The following is a 25,017-nucleotide window of genomic DNA, read 5'->3' as shown; positions in this document are numbered from 1 at the left end:
GTTTTATGCCCCCCCATCACCCCCTCTCTCTCTTTCTTCTCCTCTCCCCCCCCCCCCCCCCCCCCCCCCCCCCCCCCCCCCCGGACCACCCGGTTGATCAGCTCGACCACGTGCACCGGCACCCGGATCGTCCGCGCCTGGTCGGCCAGGGCGCGGCTCATCGCCTGACGGATCCACCAGGTGGCGTAGGTGGAGAACTTGTAGCCGCGGGCGTAGTCGAACTTCTCCACGGCCCGGATCAGGCCGAGGTTGCCCTCCTGGACCAGGTCCAGCAGGGTCAGCCCGCGGCCGATGTAGCGCTTGGCGACCGAGACCACCAGGCGCAGATTGGCCTCGATCAGCCGTCGTTTGGCGATCCGTCCGATCACCACCAGGCTGTCCAGCTCGACGGCCAGCGGGTCGGGGGGCGGCGGCTCGCGGTTCAGCCGCTCCTCGGCGAAGAGGCCGGCCTCGATCCGGCGGGCCAGCTCCACCTCCTCGGCGGCGTTCAGCAGCCGGATCCGGCCGATCTCGCGCAGGTACTGGCGGAGCAGGTCCGCCGCGGGTCCGGTCGCGCCGACGGGGCCGGGGTCGGCGTCATCGGGCGCCGAACCGGCTTCGGGGTCGGTTTCGGCTTCGGGGTCGGTTTCGGAGGCCTGGGGGTGGCCCTCCTGGAGGCCCTGCGCGGGCACCCTGGCACCGTCCGGCGGCGGAGAGCCGGCCCGGCCGTGGTCGTCGTGGGGGGCGAGCGGGTCGGTGGTCGGGCGGGTGGTCGCGGCAAGGCCTTGGTCCACGGGCATCCCCTCGGGGCGGGCGCGACTCTGGCGGACCCGCGCTGAACGGAGGTGGGACGCCCTCCAGTGTGGGGCACGCCACACTCCGTGGCCGAGACTCGTGCGCGGACTTTCTCCGGCCGGGTGTGGCGGCCGGGGTCTCCGGCCGGGGCGGGACGGGGGGGTGCGTGACTACAGCGCCGCGGCGCCGCGGCTGCGCAGCTGCTGGCCGTACTGCTGGAGCTGCCACAGTTCGGTCTGCACCGCGTGCAGCTCCTCGGCGGAGGCCCGGGTGCCCAGCCGCTGGAGGTGGCCACGGACCTCGTTGACCCGCCGGTCCACGGCCAGCAGCCGCAGCTTGACCAGGAACTCCCCCGCGTAGACCGCGTCCGCCTTGCGGCGCGACCGCACCGGCTCCACGGTCAGCTCGGTCACCAGCGACCGCACCTGGTCGTCCGGGGCCGCCTCGCGCACCGCGCTGGTGAAGTCGGCGAGGGTGACCCCGTACGCCGCCCCGCCGGCCTGGCCGATCGCGCGGCGCACGGCGGTGTACGGCGGGGTCGGGAACTCGTCCTCGCCGTAGTGGTCGAAGGCCGGCGCGACCAGGTCCGGGTGCTGGAGGGCCAGCTTGAGCAGCTCGCGCTCGACGAACTGTGCCGGGTCGCGCGGGTTGAGGCGGAACAGCGGGGTGACGGACCTGACCGGCTGCGGCTGCTCGGGGCGGCGCTGCTGGCCGTTGGCCCGCGGGTTCTGCTGGCGCTCACGGTCCCAGCGGGCCAGCTGGGAGATCCGGCGGACCACGAACTGCTCGTCCAGGATGCCGAGCATGCCGGCCAGCCGGACGGCGTACTCGTGCTGGATCGAGCGGTCCTTGATCTTGGCGACGATCGGGGCCGCCTCCTCCAGCGCCGCCGAGCGGCCCTCCGGGGTCTCCACCCGGTGCCGGGCGACGGCCGAACGCAGCGCGAACTCGAACAGCGGGACCGGGTTGTCGATCAGCTCGCGGACCGCGTCGTCGCCCTTGGCCAGGCGCAGATCGCACGGGTCCATGCCGCCGGGGCTGACCGCGATGGAGGTCTTGGCGGCGAACTTCTGGTCGTCCTCGAAGGCGCGCAGGGCGGCCTTCTGGCCGGCCGCGTCGCCGTCGAAGGTGAAGACGGTCTCGCCGCGGTACTGGGAGGTGTCCATCAGCAGCCGACGAATGATCTTGATGTGATCCTCGGCGAACGCGGTACCGCAGGTGGCCACCGCCGTGGTGACGCCCGCGAGATGGCAGGCCATCACATCGGTGTAGCCCTCGACCACCACCGCCCGGCCCGACTTGGCGATCTCCTTCTTCGCCAGGTCGATGCCGTACAGCACATGGGACTTCTTGTAGATCGGCGTCTCGGGCGTGTTCAGGTACTTCGGGCCGTTGTCGTCCTCGCGCAGACGGCGGGCGCCGAACCCGACCACCTCGCCGGCGATGTCGCGGATCGGCCAGACCAGCCGGCCCCGGAAGCGGTCGATCAGGCCGCCGCGCTGGCCCTGCGAGGCCAGGCCGCCGAGCAGGATCTCCTTGTCACTGAAGCCCTTGCCGCGCAGGTAGCGGACCAGGTGCTCCCAGCCCGCCGGGGCGTAGCCGACGCCGAAGGTCTGCGCCGCCTGCTCGTCGAAGCCGCGCTCGGCCAGGAAGCGGCGGCCGATCTCCGCCTCCGGCGTGGCGAGCTGCTCCCGGTAGTAGGCGGCGGCCACCTTGTGCGCCTCGACCAGTCGGGTGCGCTCGCCCTGCTGGTGACGGGGGCTGTAGCCGCCCTCCTCGTAGCGGAGCGTGATGTTGGCCTGGGCGGCCATCCGCTCGACGGCCTCGGCGAAGGTGAAGTGCTCGATCTTCATCAGGAAGGCGATGGTGTCGCCGTTCTCCTGGCAGCCGAAGCAGTGGAAGACGCCCTTGGCGGGGTTCACGTAGAAGGAGGCGGACTTCTCGTCGTGGAAGGGGCAGACGCCCTTGTACTCTCCACCGCCACCATTGGTGAGCTGAACGTAGTCGCCGACCACCACGTCGATGGGCAGTGCGCTGCGCACCGCCTGTACGTCTTCGTCCCTGATCCGCCCGGCCACCCCGGAAGTCTACTGGGGTGGCGCGGGTTACCGGCTGCGCCGGGGCGGCCGGGCGGGGCAGGGGCTACGTCCAGGCCGCTCCGACCAGCTTGGCGTGCAGGGCGGTGGCCGAGGCGTCGGTGAGGGTGGCGATCTGGTCGATCACCGCGCGGAGGGCGGCGCGGTCGTCGTCCGCCTCCCGGTAGATCGCGGCGAAGACCGGGTCGAGCCCCTCGGGAGCGCGCTGGTTGAGCACGTACGCCAGCTCGGCGATCACGATCCGCTGGCGGGCCCGCAGCTGGGCCTGCTCGTCGCGCTGCATCACGAACCGGACGGCGACCGCCTTCAGCACCGCGCACTCCAGCCGGACGTCCCGCGGCACCACCAGCTCGGCGGCGTACCGGGTGAGCCGGCCGGGGCCGTAACGGGCGCGGGTGGCCTGCTCGGCGGCCAGGCAGAACCGGCCGATCAGCTGGCTGGTGAGGTCCTTGAGGGCGGCCCGGGACCTGGCCGAGCCGTCGTAGGAGCGGGGCCACCACTCCTGGCCGAGCAGCCGGTCCAGGGCGTCGGCCAGCTCCTCGGGCTCGGCGTCCCGGGCGTAGCGCTCGGCGACCTTGAACAGCTCGGCACGCTCGCTCGGGGCGCGCAGCACGGCCGGGTCGATGTGGCCGGCCTGGAGGCCGTCCTCGACGTCGTGGGTGGAGTAGGCGACGTCGTCGGACCAGTCCATGACGGTGGCCTCGAAGCACTTGCGCCCGGCCGGGGAGCCGGCCCTCAGCCACCGGAAGACCGGCAGGTCGTCGGCGTAGACGCCGTACTTGGGCGAGGCCGGGTCGAGAGGGTGGGATCCGTGCGTCCAGGGGTACTTGGTGGCGGCGTCCAGGGCGGCGCGGCTCAGGTTGAGGCCGACGCTGCGGCCGGGCCAGGGGGCCAGCCGGGCGGGCTGCTCGTCCTGCGGGGCGAAGCGCTTGGGCTCCAGGCGGGTGAGGATGCGCAGCGACTGCGCGTTGCCCTCGAAGCCGCCGCAGGCCTCGGCGGCCTGGTCGAGCGCCTCCTCGCCGGTGTGGCCGAACGGCGGGTGGCCGATGTCGTGGGCCAGGCAGGCCGTCTCGACGAGGTCCGGGTCGCAGCCCAGGGCGGCACCCAACTCCCGGCCCACCTGGGCGCATTCGAGGGAGTGGGTGAGCCGGGTGCGGGGGAAGTCGCTGCGCATCGGGGCGACCACCTGGGTGGTGCCGGCCAGCCTGCGCAGGGCGGCGGAGTGGAGCACGCGGGCGCGGTCGCGCTGGAACGCCGTCCGGCCGGGGCGCTTGTCCGGTTCGGGCACCCAGCGGGCCTCGGCGGCGTGGTCGTACGGGGTCGGGGCGGCGGTGAGGCGGTGCGCGGTGTCGTCCATATGCCATGCACGGTACGCCGCGGCTCCGACACCCGGGGCGTGCCGCGCGCGAAGGGGCGCGGGCCGGGGCGTGAACGCTCGGTCATGCGCCGGTGGGGAACGCGCCGAAGGGGCGTGCGGCGCGCCCCGTCAGAAGGCGAGCAGCCGGCGCCAGCGGGGCATTTCGGTGACGGCGCAGGCGACGGCCAGCACGGTGACCGCGACGGCGAGCGGCACGGGCCAGGCCAGCCAGGAGGAGACCACGGCGGCGGCCAGCTGGAGAACCACCAGGGCGATGGTGACCGCACCGGGGACCGCGATGACAACCTGCTTCTTGTCGCCCGGGGTGGCGAGCAGGGTGGGAAGGCCGATCAGCACGACCACCGACAGGACGGCGAGCACCGGCGAGTGCGCGGCCAGCGCCCAAGGCGTGGCAATCCAGGCGACCAGCTCGGCGAGGAAGCGGAGGACGTCGGCGAGCCGGACCGGATCCCGTTGCGCGGTGGCGGAGTTCACCGCGGCATGGTGGCACGCGGCGGCCGCCGGCGGAAGGGGCGCTGCGGCCGGAAGGGGTCGGGACCGAACACGCCCGTACGCCGGCTGCCCCCGGACGGGCCGGGGGAGCCGGCGGGCTGACCGCCCGTGGACGGCCGGGGGCTCAGACGATCGGGCGGCCGCTCGCGGTGGTGGCGGGGACCGCCTCGTTGAGATCCCAGTGCTCGGCGATCAGGCCGCCGTCGAGGCGGAAGACGTCGACGACGGCCCGACCCTCGTCGCCCGGGGCGGCGGTGAACAGCGAGTGCGCGAAGACCAGGTCGCCGTCGGCGGCCAGGCGGCGCAGCTCGAAGCGGAGCTCGGGCAGTTGGGCGCGCAGGCCCTCGACGAAGGCGGTGAGCGCCGCCCGGCCGTCGGGGAGGTTGGGGTTGTGCTGGGCGAGGTCCTCGGCGAGGTAGCGGTCGGCCAGGTCGGTCCGGCCCTGGTTCCAGACGGTCTCCAGGTAGTCCCGGACCAGTTCGCGGGCGGCGGCGAGGCCGGTCGCAGTGGTGAGGTCGTTGGTGCTGGGGCTGGTGGCGGTGAGGTCGGTCGCGGTGGTGGCGGCGAGGTCGGTGGTGGCGTTCACGGGACGGCTCCTGTTCAGGGTCAGGCGGTACGGGACTGGACGGTGACGGCGGTGCCGGGCCTGCTGCGGCCCGCGGCGCGGACCGAGACCAGGTGGGCCAGGCCGGCCAGGGCGAGCGCGGCGAGGCCGACGGCGGGCAGCGCCCGGGCACCGAGGGCGGACAGCAGCGCACCGGCGAGCAGGCTGCCGAGGCTGATGCCGACGTAGAGCATCGAGGCGTTGAGGGCGAGCAGCACGCCGCGCTGGTCGGGGCGGAGCGCGATCAGCCGGGCCTGCTGCGGGGCCTGGTAGAGCTGGCCGAAGAAGGCCCAGACGGCGAAGAGCAGCAGCGCCCCGGCCAGGGCGCGCGGGGTGGCGAGCAGCCCGAGGAAGGCGGCGGCCAGGCCGGCCAGGGTCACCGTGACGGTGGCCGCGCCGCCGAGCCGCGCGGAGAGCCGGACGCCGCAGGCGTTGCCCAGGACGCCGACCGCGCCGAAGGCGAACAGCACCCCCGTCACGGCGCCCGGTCCGGCCCCGAAGCGGTCGGCGAGGTAGGCACCGGCGACCCCGTAGACGGTGAACTGGGCGGCCATGCAGAACAGTGTGGTGAGCACGGTCGCCGAGGCGCCCGGGGCGGCCAGCACGGCCCGGTAGGCGGCGGCGGTCGGCGGCTCCCCCGCCGGAACGGCCGGGACCAGGGCGGCCACCAGGGCCAGCGCCAGCAGGCTCGCACCCGCCACCCCGGCCAGTGCCCAGCGCCAGCCGACGGCCTCGCCGAGGAAGGAGCTGAGCGGCACGCCGCCGACCGCCGCCACCGTCATGCCAGCGAACACGGTGGCCAGCGCCCGGGAGCGGCGCTCCTCGGGGACGATCAGCGAGCCCACTGCCGAGGAGGCCGGGCCGAACACGGCGCCACCGAGCCCGGCCACCACGCGGGAGGCGGCCAGCACCCCGTAGGAGGGGGCGAGGGCGCCGAGCACGCCGCCGGCCGTGAGCAGCGCCAGGCCGACCAGGAGCACGGCCCGGCGGTCCAGCCGGCCGAGCAGGGCGGGGGCGAAGGGCGCGGCCAGCGCGAAGCTCAGCGCGAACACGCTGACCAGGACGCCGACGCTGCCGGGCCCGGTGTGCAGGTCGCGGCCGATCGGTGCGCCGAGGCCGACCACGGCCAGCGAGCTGGTGCCGAGGGTGAAGTAGCCGAGCGAGAGGGCCAGCAGAGCGGCTGCGGCGCCGTCGGGACGTCCGGGCCGCACGAGCTGCCGGGGCTGCCGGGACTGCTCGGCTCGCTTGGATAACTCGGGGTGGGTACGCATCGGATCCCCCTTTCCAATACGGTCCGTTGCGTATTGCTATTCCAATACGAGACGCACCGTATGTCAACCCCTTAGAGTGGCTCCCATGACCGGACGACCACGCGACCCCGCCGTCGACGCCGCCATCCGCGCGGCCGTCACCGAGATCGTCGAACGCGACGGCTACCGGGGCCTGAGCATGGAAGGCATCGCGGCACTCAGCGGCGTCTCCAAGCAGACGGTGTACCGCCGCTACCGCAGCAAGGGCGAGGTGGTGCTGGACACCCTCGGCAGCTTCGCCGCGACCGAGCTGCCGACGCCGGACACCGGCTCACTGCTCGGCGACCTGACCGTCCTGCTCACCGCGACGTTCGAGGCGCAGCGGACGGTCAGCGGCACGCTGAACCGGGCCCTGGCCGCGGAGGCACTGCAGGACCCGGAGTTCGGCGCCCTGCTCTGGGAGCGGTTGATCGCGGTGCGGCGGGCGGCCGTGCGTGAGCTGCTGGCACGGGGCCGGGAGCGCGGCGAGGTCGTCCACCCGAACGACGACCACCTGGTCGACCTCGTATTCGGCCCGATGTGGTACCGGCTGCTGTTCGACGTGCCGTCGCTGACCTGGGACTACGCCGCCGAACTGGCGCGCAGCGTCGCCCTGGTGGCCCGGAGCGGCTCCGGGCGTCCCGGGAGTTGAAAGGGCCGGGGGTGCAAGGGCCGGAGTTGAAGGGGCCGGAGTTGAAGGGGCCGGGGCAAAGGGGCCGGCCGTGCAAGGGCCGGGAGTCGAAGGGGGCCGTGGCCGGCCCGCGGGCGGTCAGCCGCGGACGGCCTTGATGACGGCGGCGGCTACGCCCTCCTGCCCCTTGGCATTGGGGTGGATCGCCGCCAGGCCGGACGCCGGGAAGGGCGGTTCCACCCAGCGGTTGGCCTCGCCGGCGCACATGTCGTGGCCGGCCGAGGGGGCGGCGGCGTCCACGAAGACCGCGCCGGCCGACTCCGCGCGGCCCTTGAGCATCGCGTTCAGCTGTTGTTCCTTCTCCGCCAGGAACCCCAGGTCGGCCGCGGCGACGGTACTGCCGAGCACGGGCACACAGCTCGCCGGGTCGGCGGGCAGCAGCGTCGGGTAGCCGACCACGTACACCCGGGCCTGCGGCGAACGCCGCTTGACCTCCTGGAGCACCCGGCCCAGCCGCTCGCCGGCCGCGTCGACCTTGCGCTGCACCTGGTCGGCGGCGCCGCCGGGGGTGGAGTAGTGCTCCCGGCACGGCGCCTCGGCCCGGGTCGAGCCGATCAGGCCCTTCACCACGTCGGCCAGGTTCTCCTTGGCGCACTCGCCGACGACCTCCATGAACCCGGCGTCGTTGCCGCCGATCCCGACCGTGACCAGCCGGGTGGCCGGGGAGAGCGCATCCAGCTGGGGCGGGTTGGCCCCGCCGTCGGTCTGCTGGGAGCCCGTCAGGTCGCCGGTGCGGGCGCCGCTGCAACTGACGTCATGGAACTGCCCGTCCGCCAGCCCCAGCGACTTGGCCACCAGGGACGGGTAGTTGACCGCCGAACGGGCACAGCCCTTCGGCTCCCCCACCTGCGGGGCGATCTTCAGACCCGAGGTGTAGGAGTCCCCGAGGGCGACGTAGGGCCCGGCGGGCGTCGGGGTCGGAGTCGGGGTCGGGGTGGCCCGCACCGGGCGCGGGCCGTCCGGCGCGGGGGCACCGGCGCCCTCCGCTCCGCCGCCACTGCAACCGGCCAGCAGCAACGCGGCCAGCCCGGTGGCCAGCACAGCGGCCCGCCCCGCAGCCGGACGCGCAGCCGAACGTGGACGAGCAGGCCAACATGTGGGCACCGGCATGGAATCCCCCCGGGGGTCGGAACGGCGACGTCTCTCCCTGCGGCGGCCCGTCCCCCGGGCACCCCAGTCGCCAACGAACGGGCGGTGTCGGATGACTCCCGCCCGTCCGGGGATTCTTGCAGTTGGCGCCCCCGCCCGGCTTGCGGCCCACCCGGGGCCGCGCCCGGCCTACGCGGGCCCGCCTACTCGGGGCCGCGCTCGTGCTCGGCGAGGAACTGCTCGAAGCGCCTGCCCAGTTCGTCCGCCGACGGCAGGTCGACCGGCTCGGCCAGCAGGCTCTCCCGGCCCTCGGCGCCCGCCACCGCGTCGTACTGGCCCTCCATGCCGCGGATCGCCGAACGCAGATCGCCGTCCCCCTGGGCCAGCTGCTCCTCGATGTCGGCGTAGACCTCGCCGACCCGCTCGCGCAGCCGGGTGCCCGGCAGCACCAGGCCGGTCGCCGACTGCACCGCCTCCAGGATCAGCACCGCCGCCGCCGGGTACTCCGAGCGCGCCACGTAGTGCGGCACGTGCACGGCGAAGCCCAGCACGTCGTGCCCGGCCTCGCCGAGCCGGTACTCCAGCAGTGCCTGCGCGCTGCCGGGCACCTGGGCCTGCTCGAACCACTGCGGGTACCCGGCCGCGAGGTCCAGCCGGTTGCCGTGCGGGGTCAGGCCGACCGGGCGGGTGTGCGGCACGCCCATCGGGATGCCGTGGAAGTCCAGCGTCAGCCGGACCTCGAACTGCTCGACCAGCCCGCGCACGGCCGACGAGAACCGCTCCCACTCGACGTCCGGCTCGGGCCCGGTGAGCAGCAGGAAGGGCGCGCCGGCCGCGTCGTGGACGAGCTGGAGCAGGATCTCCGGCGGGTCGTAGGAGGACCAGTGCTCACGGTCGAAGAGCATCGCCGGGCGGCGGGCCCGGTAGTCCACCAGGCGGTCGTGGTCGAAACGGGCCACCACCTGCGGCGCACCCTGCTCCAACAGGTGGGCCACCACCTGGCCGCCGGCCTCACCGGCGTCCATGAAGCCCTCGAAGTGGTGGAGCAGCACCAAGCCCGCGCCGGTGTCGGCCAACGCGGCGTTCGCCGCGGCCACGGCGGCCACGCCTTGCTGATCCAGCTCGTACAGCGCCTGGGGATCACGCACCGCGCACCCAACCCCGTTCTCTACTCGTCGACTCGTACCGGCTTCTCCTCGTCTGCAGCGTGCCGGGCCCCGCCGGAATTCCCGCCCTGGCCCGGCGCCGAACCGCCACTGCACCGGTGAACGCCCGGCGGCCCGCCGGAGTGCCCTCCGCGGCTCGCCGGAGTGCCGTCCCGACCATGATCGCACCCGGACGGAAAACCGCTGGTCACGGGTGTCCGCGGGCCCTTCCGGAGGTGCCGCCGGCAGACCGGCGCGCCCATTCGTGTGCTGCGAAGTGACGCACCGCCTTCTGGCGGGTATCGTCCTCTCGCTGCCTCGCATCGTCGCGTCGTCGTCACGTCGTCCGTAACGCCGTCGATCACGACCCGGCCCGGTGTTCGGCCAGCCACCCACGACGCACCTTGCCTTCATCTGGCCGCCTGCTTCCCTTCGCGCTCTCGTTTCCTCTTCGGCCATCTCGCGGACGCACACTGTCCCCTCGCTCATCCCGCCGGACCGGTCCGTCGACCCGTGTCCGTTCCGGCACCGCGCTGCCCGATTCCGGGCCGCCGCCCCCACCTCGCTCGACCGGCCTCCGGCGTGCGCGGGCATGGACGGGCGGTCTCCGGAGCCGGGGCGAAAGTCCACCGCAGCCCGCGCCGTACCCCGGCACGGGACGCGCCCTCCGACCGATGAAGGACCGAAGGTTCCGTGCCCGTACCTGTCATCCTCACCGGCCGCACCGTGCGGCTGGAGCCCCTCGCCGCGCACCATGCCGAGGCCATCGCCCAGGCCGGCGCCGAGGACCGTACGACCTACGCCTTCACGCCCGTCCCGCACGGCCTGGAAGCGGCCCGCGACTACATCGCGCGCGCCCTTGCCGACCAGGCCGCGGGCCGGTCGCTGCCGTTCGCGACGGTGAGCGTCGCCGACGGCCGGGTCGTCGGCTCCACCCGGTTCCTGGAACTCGACTACTGGCAGGGGCCGGTCGTCTGGCCTCCGGTTCCCGGTGTGCCGTTCGGTGACCCCGCCACGGCCGTCCCGGACGCCGCCGAGATCGGCAACACCTGGCTCTCGCCGCGCGCCCAGGGCACCGGCATCAACACCGAGGCGAAACTGCTGATGCTGCGGTACGCCTTCGAGGAGTGGGGCGTGCAGCGGATCTCGATGCGCGCCGACGCCCGCAACCTGCGCTCCCGGGCGGCGATCGAGCGGCTCGGCGCCACCTCCGAGGGCGTCCGCCGGGCGCACTCGCGCGGGCTGGACGGGGTGGTGCGCTCCACCGCGTTCTACTCGATGCTCGACGCCGAGTGGCCCGCCGTGCGGGACATCATCGAGCTCCGGATCGCCGCCGCCACCTCCCCGAGCGCCCCGGACCGGGCGATCAACCAGGAGTGCCTTAGACACGGCGGCGGCGCCGGGCACCTGATCACGGCCTGAGGGTCACGGACCGGGGTTACGGCTGGGGCCGGCCGCTCACCGGTGGCGGCGATCCGCAGGATGCGGGTGTGGTCGGGCAGGTCCTGGCCGTCCGACCTCAGCGCGGCTGCTGGTCGTCGTGGCCGTCGTGGACGCTGCCCGGCTCGGGGAACGCCCAGGCCGGGAGCGGCTCGCGGGCGGCCATCCAGGCGGCCGGGATGCCGACGGTGCCGGTGTGCGCGGCGACCACACCGCCGGTGATGGCGGCGACGGTGTCCATGTCCCCGCCCGCGCCGATCGCCTCCCAGATCGCCGCCGGGTAGTCGGTGAGCCGGCGGGCCGCACACCAGAGCGCGTAGGGGACGGTGTCGGCGGCGCTGGTCCGGCTGCCGTTGCCGAGCACCTTGGCGGCGACGCGCAGGTCCGGCTCGGCGAGCAGCGCGATCGCCTCCGTCAGGCCGTCGTGGACGACACCTGCCGGGGTGAGGTGGCAGACCTTCTCCAGGAAGCTCTTCGGCGTCATCCTCGTGGTCCGCACCTGCACGGCGAAGGCGGCGGCCACCGCGACGGCGATTGTGCCGTCCACGGCCTGCGGGTGGGTGTGGGTGATCATCGCCGTCTCGGCGGCCGGGCGGATCGCCTTCGTCGGATCGTCCGCGTACAGCGCCCCCAGCGGCGCCACCCGCATCGCGGCGCCGTTGCCGTACGAGCCCTGGCCGTCGAAGAGTTCGGCGGCCAGGGCCTTGGCGTCGCCGCCCTCGCGGATCAGCCGGAGCAGCCGGTTGGCGGCCGGGCCGTAGCCGCGGTCGAAGTCGTGCCGACGGGCGAAGGAGTGGGTGAGGTCGAAGGTGTCGATCGCGCCGCGCTCGGTCCGCGCCGCGTACACCGAGCAGGCCATCTCGGTGTCGTCGGTCCACGGCCAGGGGCCGGGCGGAACGGTACGGGCGGCGAAGTGGGCCGCGGCGGTGTCGGGTACGAAGAACTGGGCGCCGAGGGCGTCGCCGACGGAGAGGCCGTTCAGCGCGTCGAGCGCGGGGCCGGCGTGAAGGGTCATCATCGTGCCCAAGCACATCCGCTCGACCGGCGCCGTGTCAACATCGTTACCCGCCGGCTCCCCCGGCGGGCGACGTTTCGCATACCTCCGACCCCGGCGGGAAGCACCCGGGCATGACCCGCGCCGGCCTCCTCGACCCGCTGCTGCTGCTCGGCGCCGACCAGCAGCACATCGTCACCCGGGCGCAGCTGCGCCGCCTCGGCGTTCCCCCCGGCACCATCGCCCACCGGCTGCGGCCCGGCGGGCCGTGGCAGCAGGTGCTGCCACGGGTGATCTGCTTGCAGAACGGGAGGTTGACGGCGCATCAGCGGCTGCGCGCGGCCCTGGCGTACGCGGCCCCGAAGGGCCGGGCGGCGTCGGCCGGCGAGGTGCTGTTGACCGGGCTGGCGGTGCTGGCCGACGCCGGGCTGCCCTCCGCCGGGCACCCGGCGGACCTCGCGGAGGTCGACGTGCTGATCCCCGGCCAACGCCGGGTCGCGGACCGGGAGTTCGTCCGGACGCACCGGGCGGCCGGGGCGATGCCGGGCGGGTTCGAGCGGGACGACGGACTCTGGAGCACCACGGTCGCCCGGGCGCTGGCCGACCTGGCGCCCCGTGAGACGGGGCGGCGCCGGTTCCGGGCACTCTGCGCGGAGGCCGTGCAGCGGCGCCACTGCGATCTCGGCGAACTCCTGGACCAGCTGCTCGCCCGGCCCGGCGCGCTCGAACTGCCCCACGTCGCCCAGGTGGTGGAGGACCTCGCGGCCGGGGTGCGCTCGGTGGTGGAGGGCGAGGCCCGGGAGCTGGTGCGCGGGGCGGGCCTGCCCGAGCCGCTCTGGAACCCGGTGCTCTTCCTGGACGGCCGCTTCCTCGCCGTCCCGGACGCCTACTGGCCGCAGGCCTGCGTCGCGCTGGAGATCGACTCCCGCGCCTGGCACCTGCGCCCGGCCGACCACGAACGCAGCCTCGCCCGGGCCAACCGGCTCACCGCCGCCGGCCTGCCGGTCGTCCGCACCACCCCCGTCCGGCTGCGGCGCGACCCGGCTCCCGTAGTGCAGGAGTTGGCCGCCCTGCTCGCCGCCGGACCGCACGGCCCGCACGCCCGGATCAGCTGGCGCCGGGCCCGGTGAGGCCCCGGGTGTTCCGACCCGTGAGGCCCGGGAGGCGGACCGCGGACGCCTGACGGCCGCCGTGTTCGGCGCCGGCCTCCTCGGCGACGGTCACCGGGCGCTGGAGCTCGGGCCAGGTGGGCGGCGAACGGTTGTGCTTTCAGCAGCGCACGTCGATCTCCTGGAAGGTGCCGTAGTGGTCGGCCGTCCAGTACTGCTCGCCGGCGTCGCCCGTGACGACACGTCGGGTGCCGCGGTCGCCGGAGCCGGGGGTGACCACGGTGAACTCGTGGTAGTAGCCGGAGCCCTTGCGCGGGAGGCGGTTCTCGCGGTTCTCGAAGACGATGCCGTCGGAGCGGTACGGGTAGGGGCCGCCCTTGGCGATCAGGCCGAGGGTGTCGAGGGCCTGGCTGGGCAGTTTGGTGCGGCAGACGTCGGCGAGCGCGGGGTCGGCGGGCACCCAGGTGGCAGCCGGTGACGACGGCCCGGGCGCGGACGACGCCGACGCGGACGGCTTGGGCGCCGAAGGCTTGGGGGCAGCCGGGCTCGTGGCGGAGGCCTGGCTCGCGGAGGCAGCCGCCTTCGGGTGGCTCGTCCCGTCGTCCGAGAGCGTGCACCCGGCCGCGGCGGCGATCACGCAGATCAGGGCGGCCAGAAGGACGGACAGGCGGTTCTTGCTGGTCATGCGCTCCAGCTTGGCAGCCGGCCGGGCCGCGGCCGGCCGGCCACACGCGTGGCCACGGCCACACCCGGCACCGCGGGAGGAGCCCCACGAAAAGGCAGCCGGGGCGGGAACGGACGCCGTTGTCCGTTCCCGCCCCGGCTGCGTTACGTACGCCGGTTCTCCTGCGCCGAGCTCCGGTGTACGCCCTCCCGAGCGGGAGGGATGCGGTCAGCGACGGGACCGCGCCGTGGTCGGACGGGCCCTCCGCGCCGATGCCCGGCGAGGAGGGCGCCTACCCGCCTCAGCGCGAGTCGCTGCCCGCGGTCTCGATGGCGGCGCGGCCTGCCTCCAGGCGCGCCACCGGGATCCGGAAGGGGGAGCAGGAGACGTAGTCCAGCCCCACCTCGTGGAAGAAGTGCACCGACTCCGGGTCGCCGCCGTGCTCGCCGCAGACGCCGAGCTTGAGGTCGGGGCGGGTGGCCCGGCCGGCCTCGACGGCGTGCTTGACCAGCGCGCCGACGCCGTCGCGGTCGATGGTCTCGAACGGGGAGACCCCGAAGATGCCCTTCTCCAGGTACGCCGTGAAGAACGAGGCCTCCACGTCGTCGCGGGAGAAGCCCCAGACGGTCTGGGTGAGGTCGTTGGTGCCGAAGGAGAAGAACTCGGCGGCCTCGGCGATCTGGCCGGCCGTCACGGCGGCGCGCGGCAGCTCGATCATGGTGCCGAGCTTGATGTCCAGCTGGACGCCGGTGGACTGGGCGACCTCGGCGAGCACGCGCTCGCACTCGTCGCGGACCAGCTCCAGCTCCTGGACGGTGCCGACCAGCGGGATCATCACCTCGGGACGCGGGTCCCCGCCGGCCAGCTTGCGCTCGGCGGCGGCCTCGGCGATCGCGCGGACCTGCATGCCGAACAGGCCGGGGATGACCAGGCCGAGGCGGACGCCGCGCAGGCCGAGCATCGGGTTCTGCTCGTGCAGCTTGTGCACCGCCTGGAGCAGGCGCAGGTCGTTCTCGTTCGGGTCCCTGCGGGCCTCGGCGAGGGCGACGCGCACCGACAGCTCGGTGATGTCGGGCAGGAACTCGTGCAGCGGCGGGTCGAGCAGGCGGACGGTGACCGGCAGCCCGTCCATCGCCTGGAAGAGCTCCAGGAAGTCGCCCTTCTGCATCGGCAGCAGGGTGGAGAGCGCGAGCTCGCGGTCCTTGTCGTTGTCCGCCAGGATCAGGTGCTCGACCTCCTTGCGGCGCTCCTCGCCGAGGAACATGTGCTCGGTGCGGCAGAGGCCGATGCCCTGGGCGCCGTAGCGGCGGGCGCGCCCGCCGTCCTCGGCGTTGTCGGCGTTGGCCCGCACGGCGAGCCGGCGGCGGCCGTCGGCGTGCGACATCAGCCGGTGGACGGCCTGGACGAGGCCGCCCTGGACGTCGGCGCCGGCGTGCAGGGTGCCCTCGAAGTACTCGACCACCGGGGACGGCAGCACGGGTACCTCGCCGAGGTAGACCTTGCCGGTGGCGCCGTCGATGGAGACGACGTCGCCCTCCTCCAGCACCAGGCCGTCGGCGGTGGTCATCCGGCGGCGCTTGGTGTCGACCTCGAGCTCCTCGGCACCGCAGACACAGGTCTTGCCCATGCCGCGGGCGACGACGGCGGCGTGCGAGGTCTTGCCGCCGCGCGAGGTGAGGATGCCCTCGGCGGCGATCATGCCGTCCAGGTCGTCCGGGTTGGTCTCGCGGCGGACCAGGATGACCTTCTCGCCGGAGCGGGACCACTTCACCGCGGTGTAGGAGTCGAAGACGATCTTGCCGATCGCGGCGCCGGGCGAGGCGGCGAGGCCCCAGGCGATCTGCTTGGAGGTGGCGTCGGGGGCGAACCGCGGGAACATCAGCTGCGAGAGCTGGCCGCCGGTGACCCGCATCAGGGCCTCGTCCAGGTCGATCAGGCCCTGGTCGACCAGCTGGACGGCGATCCGGAAGGCCGCGGCGGCGGTGCGCTTGCCCACGCGGGTCTGGAGCATCCAGAGCTTGCCGCGCTCGATGGTGAACTCGATGTCGCAGAGGTCGCGGTAGTGGTTCTCGAGCTTCTGCATGATCGCCATCAGCTCGTCGTACGACTTCTTGTCGAGCTGCTCCAGGTCGGCGAGCGGCAGGGTGTTGCGGATGCCGGCGACGACGTCCTCGCCCTGGGCGTTGGAGAGGTAGTCGCCGTAGACGCCGACGGCGCCCGTGGAGGGGTCACGGGTGAAGGCGACACCGGTGCCGGAGTCCTCGCCGAGGTTGCCGAAGACCATGGAGCAGACGTTGACCGCCGTGCCCAGGTCGTTCGGGATGCGCTCCTGGCGGCGGTAGAGCCGCGCCCGGTCGCCGTTCCAGGAGTGGAAGACGGCGTGGACGGCGAGGTCCATCTGCTCGCGCGGGTCCTGCGGGAAGGCCCGGCCGGTCTCGCGCTCGACGATGCCCTTGAACACCTCGACCAGTTCCCGGAGGTCGGAAGCGTCCAGGTCCAGGTCGTTGGTGGTGCCCTTGGCGTGCTTGGCCTCGTCCAGGGCCTCCTCGAACAGCTCGCCCTCGACGCCCAGCACGGTCTTGCCGAACATCTGGACCAGGCGGCGGTAGGAGTCCCAGGCGAAGCGCTCGTTGCCGGACTGCGCGACCAGACCGACCACCGAGGCGTCGGAGAGGCCGATGTTCAGGACGGTGTCCATCATGCCGGGCATGGAGAACTTGGCCCCGGAGCGGACCGAGACCAGGAGCGGGTTGTCGGCTTGGCCGAGCTTCTTGCCCATCTCCTGCTCAAGGGCGTCCAGGTGGGCGCTGATCTCCTCGTGCAGGGAGGCCGGCTCGCTGCCGGTCTCCAGGAAGACCTTGCAGGCCTCGGTGGTGATGGTGAACCCCGGAGGGACGGGGAGACCCAGGTTGGTCATCTCGGCCAGGTTCGCGCCCTTGCCGCCAAGAAGATCCTTGAGGTCCTTGTTTCCTTCGGTGAAGGAGTAAACAAACTTCTGCTGCGACGGCACGGGTCGGTCTCCTCGCACACGGTTGGCCTGACGCCGGAGAACATACCCATTTCGAAGGCGCTTTTGCGCCGCCAATAGGCCGTACGAGGCCAGTACTCGGTGGTAACCCAGCAGATCGAATGCACATAAAGGCGTTCACCTCTGTTGGTGAAATCGTCCGGATGACGCTAGCTTGCCTTCAATTCTTGAACGCAAGGAAACCGGAAGATCACACAACCGGAACGGAGGGTAGCGGTCGACCGTCCACCGCGTTGCCCCGGCTTGATTTCCTGCACCCGGACCGGCCGATCCCGTGCCACCCCCTTCGGGAAGCGATTCACCGCCGATGTGGCCATTTCGTCCCCTGAGTGACCGTCAGTCGCCACCGTATGTGGCAAGCGTCACGAGCGCATCTCGCCGGTCGGGCGTAGTCCGCCTCCGTCGATCGTCGCACTACGTGCGGACATACGCCGGTTTCCGTGACATCGATGTACCAAAAAGGAGCCCTCTTGGCCAGATCGGACAAGAGGGCTGGGACGCGGCGGCGTGCGCCGGTCGAGGGGCGTTTTTGCCACTACGGACAGATCATCCGCCAGAGGTATCCGATTCGGCGTCTGCGCTGGGCAGAGCGCAGTCATACGGATCGTCCAACCAGCCTTCCGGGAGGACCACCCGGTTGTTGCCGCTGGTGCGCCCGCGCGGGCCGTCCGCGCCGGCCGGCCAGAGCTGGGACTGCTCCACCTGGGCGAGGGTTTCGGCCAACCCGGCCAGCGAGGAGGAGTTGGCCAGCCGCACCCGCAGCTCGGAGCCGACCGAGAAGCCCTTGGTGTACCAGGCCACGTGCTTGCGGAAGTCGATCACGCCGCGCGCCTCGTCCCCCAGCCACTCACCGAGCAGCTGCGCGTGGCGCACCATGGCCCGCGCCACGTCGGCGAAGCTCGGGCGGGCGTAGTCCACCTCGCCCTCGAAGATCGCCACCAGGTCCTTGAACAGCCACGGCCGGCCCAGGCAGCCACGGCCGACCACCACGCCGTCGCAGCCGGTCTCGCGCATCATCCGCACCGCGTCGTCCGCCGACCAGATGTCCCCGTTGCCGAGCACCGGGATGTGCGCCGGGACGGACTCGCGCAGCCGGGCGATGGCCGACCAGTCCGCGGTGCCGCCGTAGTGCTGGGCGGCGGTGCGCCCGTGCAGGGCGATCGCGGAGACGCCCTCCTCCGCGCCGATCCGGCCGGCGTCCAGGAAGGTGAGGTGGTCGTCGTCGATGCCCTTGCGCATCTTCATGGTCACCGGGAGGTCCCCGGCGTTGGCGACGGCCTCGCGGAGGATCTCGCGCAGCAGGTTGCGCTTGTACGGCAGCGCCGAGCCACCGCCCTTGCGGGTCACCTTGGGGACGGGGCAGCCGAAGTTCAGGTCGATGTGGTCGGCCAGGTCCTCGTCGGCGATCATCCGGGCCGCCTTGCCGACGGTCACCGGGTCCACCCCGTACAGCTGGATCGAGCGCGGCTTCTCACTCGCGTCGAACCTGATCAGCTGCATCGTCTTGGCGTTGCGCTCGACCAGGGCGCGGGTGGTGATCATCTCGGAGACGTACAGGCCCTTGCCGCCGCTCTGCTCACGGCAGAGCGTGCGGAACGGCGCGTTGGTGATGCCGGCCATCGGCGCCAGCACGACGGGCGGCCACACCTGCATCGGGCCGATGGTCAGCGGCGCGAACTCGGTGCTGGTCGCGGTGGGTGCGGGCGTGACTGTCATGCGCGGCTGACCTCGGGGACGGGGGTTCGGGACTCTTCATTGTCCCCCACCCGGCGCGACGCCCCCGCGGCCGTCTCCCGTCGGGCGGCCGCTCAGCCCTCGACGGGGACCACGTTCACCGAGCCCGACGTGGTCGTCACCCGGACGGTGGCCGGGCTGGCGGGGGCGGCCAGCGTCGTGTCGACGTGAACGTTGCCCGAACTGTGGTCGACGCCGAAGCTGTAGCCCGAGCCGTGCGGCAGGGCCAGCGACACCGCGCCCGAGGTCACCCCCACCGCCACCGCGTGCGGCGGGCGCGCGAAGCCCAGGTCGACCGCGCCGGAGGTGGCGCGCACCTCGACCTGGGCGGAGGTGAGACCGGTGGCCGTCACCATCCCGGACGTGGTCCGCGCGAACACCTGCCCGGAGAGGCCGGTCAGGGTGACCGCCCCCGAGGTGGCCGCGACCCGGACGTCCCCGCTCAGGCCCTGGATCTCGACGCTGCCGGAGGAGCCCCCGCCGTCCACCGACGCCGTGGGCGGTACCTCCAGCTCGATCAGGGCGCCGCAGCCCAGGTCCATCACCGGCACCACCTGGTTGCAGCGCATTCTGACGTTGAGCACGTCGCCGTCGAAGACGGTCTCGACCCGGGGGCTGCGCACCGTCCAGTCCAGATGCTGGGTCACCAGCACCCGGCCGGGTTGCCCCGGCCTGATCCGCACCGCCGCGGAGCCGGTGTCCAGGTGCACCCTGGTCGCCGCGACCGGGTACGAGCGCTCGGACGTCTTCTGCTGCTGGACCACCAGGCCCCAGGTCTGCGCGGCGCCGAACAGCATGACCAGTGCCAGCGTCAGCGTCCCGGTGACCCGCCAGGCCCGGTGCCCCCGTACCACCACCCGACCTCCGGCCACCGCTACCCGACCTCCAGGAACCGCAGCACCGCGAGCACCCGGCGGTGGCTGGCGTCGGCGGGCGGCAGGTCGAGCTTGGTGAAGATCGAGTTGATGTGCTTGGCCACCGCGCTGTCGCTGACCACCAGGGCGGCGGCGATCGCCGCGTTGGACCGGCCCTCCGCCATCAGTCCCAGCACGTCCTTCTCGCGCGGGGTCAGCTTCTCCAGCGGGTCCCGGTGGCGGCGGACCAGCAGCTGGGCGACCACCTCCGGGTCCAGCGCGGTGCCGCCCTCGGCGACCCGCTGCAAGGCGTCCACGAAGTCGTCCACATTGGCCACCCGCTGCTTGAGCAGATAGCCCACCCCGCTGGTGTTGGTGGCCAGCAGGTCGGCCGCGTACCGCTCCTCGACGTACTGGGAGAGCAGCAGCACCGCCACCTCCGGCCACTGCCGGCGGATCATCAGCGCCGCCCGCACACCCTCGTCGGTGAAGCCCGGCGGCATCCGGACGTCCGCCACCACCACCCCCGGCCGGTGCTCCTCCACCGCGGCGAGCAGCTCCTCGGCGTCCCCCACGGCGGCGGCCACCTCGAAGCCCACCGCCTCCAGGACCTTGACCAGACCGACCCTGAGCAGGACCGAGTCCTCGGCGATCACAGCGCGCACGGCAACTCCACGGTGATGGTGGTGGGACCCCCGAGGGGGCTGAGAACGGACAGCGTGCCGTCGACCGAGGCGGTGCGCTGGCGCAGGCCGGTCAGCCCGGTGCCGCGGGAGGCGTCCGCGCCGCCCACGCCGTCGTCGCTGACCACCAGGCGCAGCCTGCCGCCGGACGTCCGCACCGAGAGGTCCACCCGGGAGGCCCGGGCGTGCTTGGCCACGTTGGTGAGCGCCTCGGAGACGGTGAAGTAGGCGACCGCCTCGACGGTCGGCGCGATCCTCTCGGTGAGGTCGACGTCGAGCCGGACCGGCAGCGGGGTGCGGGCGGCGATCCCGGAGAGCGCCGCGTCCAGGCCGCGGTCCTCCAGGACGGCCGGGTGCAGGCCGCGGACCAGGCTGCGCAGCTCGTCGATGGCTGCCTGGGCCTCCTCGTGCGCCTCGACGATCACCTGCATCACCTCGGGCGGGACGTCCTTGTGGGTGCGCCGGGCCAGGCCCAGGTTCATCGCCAGCGAGGTGAGCCGCTGCTGGGCGCCGTCGTGCAGATCGCGCTCGATCCGGCGGCGCTCGGCGTCGACGGCGTCGACCAGGCCCGCCCGGCTCTCGGTGATCTCCTCGACCCGGCGCTCCAGCGTCTCCGTCCGGCCCGGGCCGAGCAGCCGGTGGGCTGCCAGCTCCTCCGCCCGGGCCAGCAGAGCGACCGCCCAGGGCAGTACCGCCAGCAGGAGGAGACCGCCCACGGTGACCGGGGGATCCAGTGTCACCATCTGCTCCCGCACCGAGCTGGAGGGCGGCATCAGCCCCGCCCAGCCGAAGACGGTGGCCATCACCAGGCCGGCGCCCCACGCGTAAAGCAGGCAGAGCGAGCCGAGCGCCAGCAGTGGTCCGACCAGCAGGTGGTAGCCGACCTGACGCCAGTTCACCCCGGTGCGCAACCTGGTCAGCAGGCCCGCCGGGGTGTCCGCGGGCTGCAGCAGCACCGGTACCTCGACGCCGCGCAGGGTGCGCAGGCGGCCGCGCTGGGCCGCCGTCAGCAGCCGCAGGCAGAGCAGGGTCAGGGCGACGACCGGGAAGAAGGCCTTGGGGGTCAGACAGGCCAGCCAGACCGGCGCGGCCAGCGGGATGCCGGCGGCTATGAAGCGGGTGTCGCGCCAGGCGGCGGCCGACCACGGCGGCCGGCCGGCGCTCCCGGCGAGCGCACGGCGCAGCGAGGTGGAGGGCATGGCCGACAGCGTAGAGGCCGAAGATCGACTGACGCCATGAAGGGAGATGGAGGGCAGGGGTGTACCCAGGTACACCCCCGATTCGGAGCGGTGCACTACCGACGCCAGGGGGTGGTGCGCGGAAGTCTTGAGGGCATGACGAGCACTGCATCGCACTCCGCCACGCCGCCCCACGGGCGGCCCGCCCCAGGCACCGGCGCGGCCGACGCCGAAGGTCCGCTGCCGGTCGGTCCGGTCGACCCTGCCGGGCCCGCCGGGCCGCGCGGGCCATGGGCGGTGCGCAGCGTCCGGGCGACGCGGGGGCGCGCGGCACTGGAGGTCTACGAGCACGGCGAGCTGCTGGACGTTCTGGTCGCGGCTCGGCTCACGCCGCAACTGCTGCGCGGCGCCCGGCGCTACGCCGCCCCCGGTACTCGGGGCCGGTACGGGCTGGCCTGGGGGCGGCTGCCGCAGGGCGGCGCGGCGCCCGCCGTGCGGTTCACCGGCGGGTGGCTGCGGCGGGCCGGCGGCCGGGCCGTCGAGTCGCCCGAAGTCGTCACGGTGGCCGGGGAGTTCTGGCTCGCCTGGGCGCAGGGGCGGTTCGACGGGGTGCTGGTGGAGCACGCCGGCGGTCGCGAGCGGCAGCCGCTGGCGCGGGTCCGCGGCCGCCGGTGGGGTGTGCCGGTCGGCACGGCCGGGGGTGCGCGATGAGCACCGCCGTTGTGGGCACCTCCGTTGTGGGCCCCGCCGTCCTGGGCCCCGCCGTTCTGGGGGCGCGGCCTGCTGTCCCCGCCCTGCCCGCGTGGGCTGAGCGGGTGCCCGTCCTCGCGGCCCTCGCGCTGCTGCCCTGGCTGGCGGTGCTGGCGGTCTGCCACGAGACCGCCTGGGTCGTCCTCGACCTGCTCGAACTCGCCGCCCTGCTCTCGCTCGACGCTCTGCTGCGCCGCCGAAGCCCGGCTGCCGTGTGGCCCGCCTGCGCGGTGGCGCTGCTGCTCGCCGGCGACGCCCTGGCCGACATCGGCACCGCCGGCCCCGGCCTGCCGCTGCTCGCCGCCATGGTGATGGCCGGCTGCGTCGAACTGCCGCTGGCCGCCCTCTGCCTGGCGCTCGGCCGCCGCGCGGCCCGCGCCTGACCTTTCTTCGGCCCGCCGTGGAGCCCGGCCTGACCTACTTCGGCCCGCCCCGCGGCCCGCCCTGGAGCCCGTCCGCCATCAGCTCCATCCGCTCGCGGGTCTCCGCGTCCCTGGGTGTGTACGCGACCAGGCGGGTGCTGGGACGCGGCCCGAGCCAGAGGCTCGTGTAGTCGCAGTGCAGCAGCCCGATACCCGGGACCATGAACCGCTTGAGCCCGTTGCCCGGCCGCTGGACGTTGTGCCGCTGCCACGCCTCCTCGAAGTCCGGCGAGGCCTTGCGCAACCGGGCGAGCAGCGCCTTCCACGCCGGTTCGGCACTGTGGTCGGCCATCCCCGAACGGAACCGGGCCACCATCCCGTCGCGCTCGTGCTCGTGGTCCACCAGCACCTCCCGGAACCGCGACGGCGTGAACGCCATCCACATCAGGTTCCGGTCCTCGAACGGCAACTCGTCGAGATCCCCGACGATATGGGTGTACGCCGGGTTGTGCGCCAGCACGTCCCACCGGGCGTTGACCACCGCGGCCGGCATCGGCGACATCTGCTCCAGGACCAGGCGGATCGCCGGGGTCACCGTCAGGCACTCCAGCACCGGCGACGGATCGTCCGCCCCCGCCAGAGCGAACAGGTGGGCCCGCTCGGCCGGGTCGAGCCGAAGGGCGCGGGCGACCGCGTCCAGCACCTGGGCGGAGACCTGGATGTCCCTCCCCTGCTCCAGCCACGTGTACCAGGTCACCCCGACCGCGGCGAGCTGCGCCACCTCCTCCCGGCGCAGCCCCGGTGTACGGCGGCGGCCGGTCATCGGCAGACCCACCTGCTCGGGGGCGATCCGCTCGCGGCGGCTGCGCAGGAAGGCGGCCAGCTCGTGCCGCCGGGCCTCGTCGGGGGAGAGGCTTCCGCGGCCGGTCGCGTGGGACGCTGTGGCGGGCGTGGTGGTCAGGCTCATGCACCCAGCATGCGGCACTCGGAAGCCTGTTGCCAGGTACTTCTTATACCTGGATAACCACACTCTGGTACCAGGTTGTCGGGCGGCGGATCGTATGACCCGTGACCCAACAACTCGCCGTCGCCAAGACCACCGTCGCCGCACCCGCCCGCCCCGCCACCACCCCCGGCGTCGCGGTCCCGGGCACCGCCTCCCTCGGCACCGCCGGGCTGGTCACCGTCCTGCTCGGGGCCTTCCTGCCGATGCTCGACTTCTTCATCGTCAACGTCGCCCTGCCCACCATCGACCACGACCTGGCCGCCGGCCCCGCCGTCCTGGAGCTGGTCGCCGCCGGATACGGCATCACCTTCGCCGTCCTGCTCGTCCTCGGCGGCCGGCTCGGCGACATCTTCGGCCGCCGCCGGCTGTTCGTCGTCGGCGCCGCCGCCTTCGCCCTGACCTCGCTCGCCTGCGGGCTCGCCCCCGGCGCCTGGACCCTGGTCGCCGCCCGCGCCGCCCAGGGCGCTTCGGCCGCCCTGCTCATCCCCCAGGTGCTCGGCACCATCACCGCCGCCACCCACGGCGCCCGGCGCGGCCGCGCGCTCTCCGTCTACGGCGCGGTCGGCGGCATCTCGGTGGTCATCGGGCAGGTGCTCGGCGGGATGCTGGTCGCCGCCGACCTGTTCGGCACCGGCTGGCGCTCCGTCTTCCTGCTGAACGTCCCGTTCGCCCTGCTCGCCCTCGTCCTCGCCGTCCGGTACGTTCCCGAGAGCCGCGCCGAGCGGGCCGCCCGCGTGGACGTCGCCGGCACGCTGCTGCTCACCGCCACGCTGCTCGCCCTGCTCGTCCCGCTGATGGAGGGCCGCGCCGCCGGCTGGCCGCTCTGGTCGTGGCTGCTGCTCGCGCTCTTCCCGGTGTTCGCGGTCGCGTTCGGTGTCGTCGAGGTGCGCGCCGAGCGCCGCGGCGCCACCCCGCTGGTGCCGCCCACCCTGCTGCGGATCCCCGAGATGCGGCGCGGCCTCGGCATCGCCCTCCCCTACTTCGGCGGCTTCGGCGGCTTCATGTTCGTGATCGCCGTCGCCCTCCAGCAGGGCCTCCACCTCGGCCCGATCGCGGCCGGCTGGGCGCTCGTCCCGATGGCCGTCGGCTACTTCGCCGCCTCGCTCTCCGGCCCCCGCCTGATCGGCCGCTTCGGCAGCCGCGTCCTCACCGCCGGGGCCGTCATCCAGGCGATCGGCCTCGCCACCCTGGCCGTCACCGTCCTCGCCGACTGGGCCCACTTCTCCCCGCTCCGGATGGCCCCCGGCGTCGCCCTCGCCGGCATCGGCCAGGGCCTGATCGGCACCCCGCTGTTCCGCGTCGTCCTCGCCAAGGTGCCCGCCGACCGGGCGGGCGTGGGCAGCGGTGTCCTCGCCACCAGCCAGCAGTCCAGCCTCGCACTCGGCGTCGCCACCCTGGGCACCCTCTACCTGACCCTCTCCCCGACGCTGGGCATGGACCGCGCCCTGGCCCTCTGCCTCGCCATCCAGCTCCTGGGCTCCTTCACCGTCCTCTACCTGACCACCCGTCTCCCCCGCTCCATCGGCTGACGGCCGCGGACGGCCGGGGTCACCACCGGCACCAACGGCATCGGGGGGGGGGGGGGGGGGGGGGGGGGGGGGGGGGGGGGGGGGGGGGGGGGGGGGGGGGGGGGGGGGGGGGGGGGGGGGGGGGGGGG

At 73.8% G+C, this 25,017-nt stretch carries 22 protein-coding genes; 6 read left to right on the top strand and 16 right to left on the bottom strand.

What is annotated here, in order from left to right; translation table 11 throughout:
- The 6 genes from ACZ6NC_RS39370 to ACZ6NC_RS39345 all read right to left on the bottom strand — a co-directional run.
- Positions 1-779 (bottom strand): sigma-70 family RNA polymerase sigma factor (locus ACZ6NC_RS39370; RefSeq protein WP_465738711.1); only part of this gene is annotated, 779 nt, incomplete at its 3' end.
- A 165-nt stretch (positions 780-944) separates the two neighbouring features.
- Positions 945-2,852, bottom strand: a complete 1,908-nt coding sequence (dnaG, locus tag ACZ6NC_RS39365) for a DNA primase (protein WP_465738710.1) — start codon at positions 2,850-2,852, stop codon at positions 945-947.
- Between the two features lie 64 nt (positions 2,853-2,916).
- Positions 2,917-4,227: a deoxyguanosinetriphosphate triphosphohydrolase gene (locus tag ACZ6NC_RS39360; RefSeq protein ID WP_465738709.1), complete on the bottom strand. Its 1,311-nt coding sequence runs from the start codon at positions 4,225-4,227 to the stop codon at positions 2,917-2,919.
- A 129-nt stretch (positions 4,228-4,356) separates the two neighbouring features.
- Positions 4,357-4,722 carry a hypothetical protein gene (locus ACZ6NC_RS39355; protein ID WP_465738708.1) on the bottom strand — a complete coding sequence of 122 codons (366 nt, stop codon included), beginning with the start codon at positions 4,720-4,722 and terminating at the stop codon, positions 4,357-4,359.
- 142 nt (positions 4,723-4,864) lie between these two features.
- Positions 4,865-5,326, bottom strand: coding sequence for a nuclear transport factor 2 family protein (locus ACZ6NC_RS39350; protein ID WP_465738707.1), 462 nt, complete (start codon positions 5,324-5,326; stop codon positions 4,865-4,867).
- A 20-nt stretch (positions 5,327-5,346) separates the two neighbouring features.
- The gene (locus tag ACZ6NC_RS39345; RefSeq protein ID WP_465738706.1) at positions 5,347-6,615 is read right to left on the bottom strand and encodes an MFS transporter; all 1,269 of its coding nucleotides are present in this window, start codon (positions 6,613-6,615) and stop codon (positions 5,347-5,349) included.
- A gap of 85 nt (positions 6,616-6,700) precedes the next feature.
- On the opposite strand from ACZ6NC_RS39345, the gene ACZ6NC_RS39340 reads away from it, so the two are divergent.
- Positions 6,701-7,285: a TetR/AcrR family transcriptional regulator gene (locus ACZ6NC_RS39340; RefSeq protein WP_465738705.1), complete on the top strand. Its 585-nt coding sequence runs from the start codon at positions 6,701-6,703 to the stop codon at positions 7,283-7,285.
- 117 nt (positions 7,286-7,402) lie between these two features.
- Here ACZ6NC_RS39340 and ACZ6NC_RS39335 read toward each other — a convergent pair whose 3' ends face one another.
- Positions 7,403-8,365, bottom strand: coding sequence for an SGNH/GDSL hydrolase family protein (locus ACZ6NC_RS39335; RefSeq protein ID WP_465738704.1), 963 nt, complete (start codon positions 8,363-8,365; stop codon positions 7,403-7,405).
- A gap of 251 nt (positions 8,366-8,616) precedes the next feature.
- Complete coding sequence (locus ACZ6NC_RS39330) at positions 8,617-9,561, bottom strand: PAC2 family protein (RefSeq protein ID WP_465738703.1); 945 nt, start codon at positions 9,559-9,561, stop codon at positions 8,617-8,619.
- A gap of 690 nt (positions 9,562-10,251) precedes the next feature.
- On the opposite strand from ACZ6NC_RS39330, the gene ACZ6NC_RS39325 reads away from it, so the two are divergent.
- On the top strand, positions 10,252-10,980 hold the full coding sequence (locus ACZ6NC_RS39325) for a GNAT family N-acetyltransferase (protein WP_465738702.1): 729 nt from the start codon (positions 10,252-10,254) through the stop codon (positions 10,978-10,980).
- 97 nt (positions 10,981-11,077) lie between these two features.
- Here the strand turns inward: ACZ6NC_RS39325 and ACZ6NC_RS39320 are convergent, their stop codons facing one another.
- On the bottom strand, positions 11,078-12,016 hold the full coding sequence (locus ACZ6NC_RS39320; RefSeq protein WP_465738701.1) for an ADP-ribosylglycohydrolase family protein: 939 nt from the start codon (positions 12,014-12,016) through the stop codon (positions 11,078-11,080).
- 110 nt (positions 12,017-12,126) lie between these two features.
- Here ACZ6NC_RS39320 and ACZ6NC_RS39315 point away from each other — a divergent pair, with 110 nt between their 5' ends.
- Complete coding sequence (locus ACZ6NC_RS39315; RefSeq protein ID WP_465738700.1) at positions 12,127-13,122, top strand: hypothetical protein; 996 nt, start codon at positions 12,127-12,129, stop codon at positions 13,120-13,122.
- A gap of 139 nt (positions 13,123-13,261) precedes the next feature.
- Here ACZ6NC_RS39315 and ACZ6NC_RS39310 read toward each other — a convergent pair whose 3' ends face one another.
- From ACZ6NC_RS39310 to ACZ6NC_RS39285, 6 genes are all read right to left on the bottom strand, one after another.
- On the bottom strand, positions 13,262-13,786 hold the full coding sequence (locus ACZ6NC_RS39310; protein WP_465738699.1) for a ribonuclease: 525 nt from the start codon (positions 13,784-13,786) through the stop codon (positions 13,262-13,264).
- Positions 13,787-14,066: 280 nt separating this feature from the next.
- Positions 14,067-16,775, bottom strand: coding sequence for a pyruvate, phosphate dikinase (gene ppdK, locus ACZ6NC_RS39305; RefSeq protein ID WP_465738698.1), 2,709 nt, complete (start codon positions 16,773-16,775; stop codon positions 14,067-14,069).
- Between the two features lie 564 nt (positions 16,776-17,339).
- Positions 17,340-18,509, bottom strand: coding sequence for a tRNA dihydrouridine synthase DusB (gene dusB, locus ACZ6NC_RS39300; protein ID WP_465738697.1), 1,170 nt, complete (start codon positions 18,507-18,509; stop codon positions 17,340-17,342).
- Between the two features lie 92 nt (positions 18,510-18,601).
- Positions 18,602-19,384, bottom strand: a complete 783-nt coding sequence (locus ACZ6NC_RS39295) for a DUF4097 family beta strand repeat-containing protein (RefSeq protein WP_465738696.1) — start codon at positions 19,382-19,384, stop codon at positions 18,602-18,604.
- Positions 19,385-19,401: 17 nt separating this feature from the next.
- Positions 19,402-20,046, bottom strand: a complete 645-nt coding sequence (locus tag ACZ6NC_RS39290) for a response regulator (RefSeq protein ID WP_465738695.1) — start codon at positions 20,044-20,046, stop codon at positions 19,402-19,404.
- A complete protein-coding gene (locus ACZ6NC_RS39285; RefSeq protein WP_465738694.1) occupies positions 20,034-21,263 on the bottom strand; it encodes a sensor histidine kinase in 1,230 nt (409 codons plus the stop codon). Before ACZ6NC_RS39285 ends, ACZ6NC_RS39290 begins: the two co-directional genes overlap by 13 nt.
- A 135-nt stretch (positions 21,264-21,398) precedes the next feature.
- Here ACZ6NC_RS39285 and ACZ6NC_RS39280 point away from each other — a divergent pair, with 135 nt between their 5' ends.
- Positions 21,399-21,953, top strand: a complete 555-nt coding sequence (locus ACZ6NC_RS39280) for a hypothetical protein (protein ID WP_465738693.1) — start codon at positions 21,399-21,401, stop codon at positions 21,951-21,953.
- Positions 21,950-22,375: a hypothetical protein gene (locus ACZ6NC_RS39275; RefSeq protein ID WP_465738692.1), complete on the top strand. Its 426-nt coding sequence runs from the start codon at positions 21,950-21,952 to the stop codon at positions 22,373-22,375. The genes ACZ6NC_RS39280 and ACZ6NC_RS39275 overlap by 4 nt, the downstream gene beginning before the upstream one ends.
- 34 nt (positions 22,376-22,409) lie before the next feature.
- Here the strand turns inward: ACZ6NC_RS39275 and ACZ6NC_RS39270 are convergent, their stop codons facing one another.
- On the bottom strand, positions 22,410-23,321 hold the full coding sequence (locus ACZ6NC_RS39270; protein ID WP_465738691.1) for a helix-turn-helix transcriptional regulator: 912 nt from the start codon (positions 23,319-23,321) through the stop codon (positions 22,410-22,412).
- A 101-nt stretch (positions 23,322-23,422) separates the two neighbouring features.
- On the opposite strand from ACZ6NC_RS39270, the gene ACZ6NC_RS39265 reads away from it, so the two are divergent.
- On the top strand, positions 23,423-24,889 hold the full coding sequence (locus tag ACZ6NC_RS39265; protein ID WP_465738690.1) for an MFS transporter: 1,467 nt from the start codon (positions 23,423-23,425) through the stop codon (positions 24,887-24,889).
- Positions 24,890-25,017: the final 128 nt, after the last annotated feature.

It is taken from the genome of Kitasatospora sp. NPDC041988, assembly GCF_055588525.1.
The sequence above is the reverse complement of the archived record's forward strand: the minus strand, read 5'-3'. Positions and strand labels throughout refer to the sequence as shown.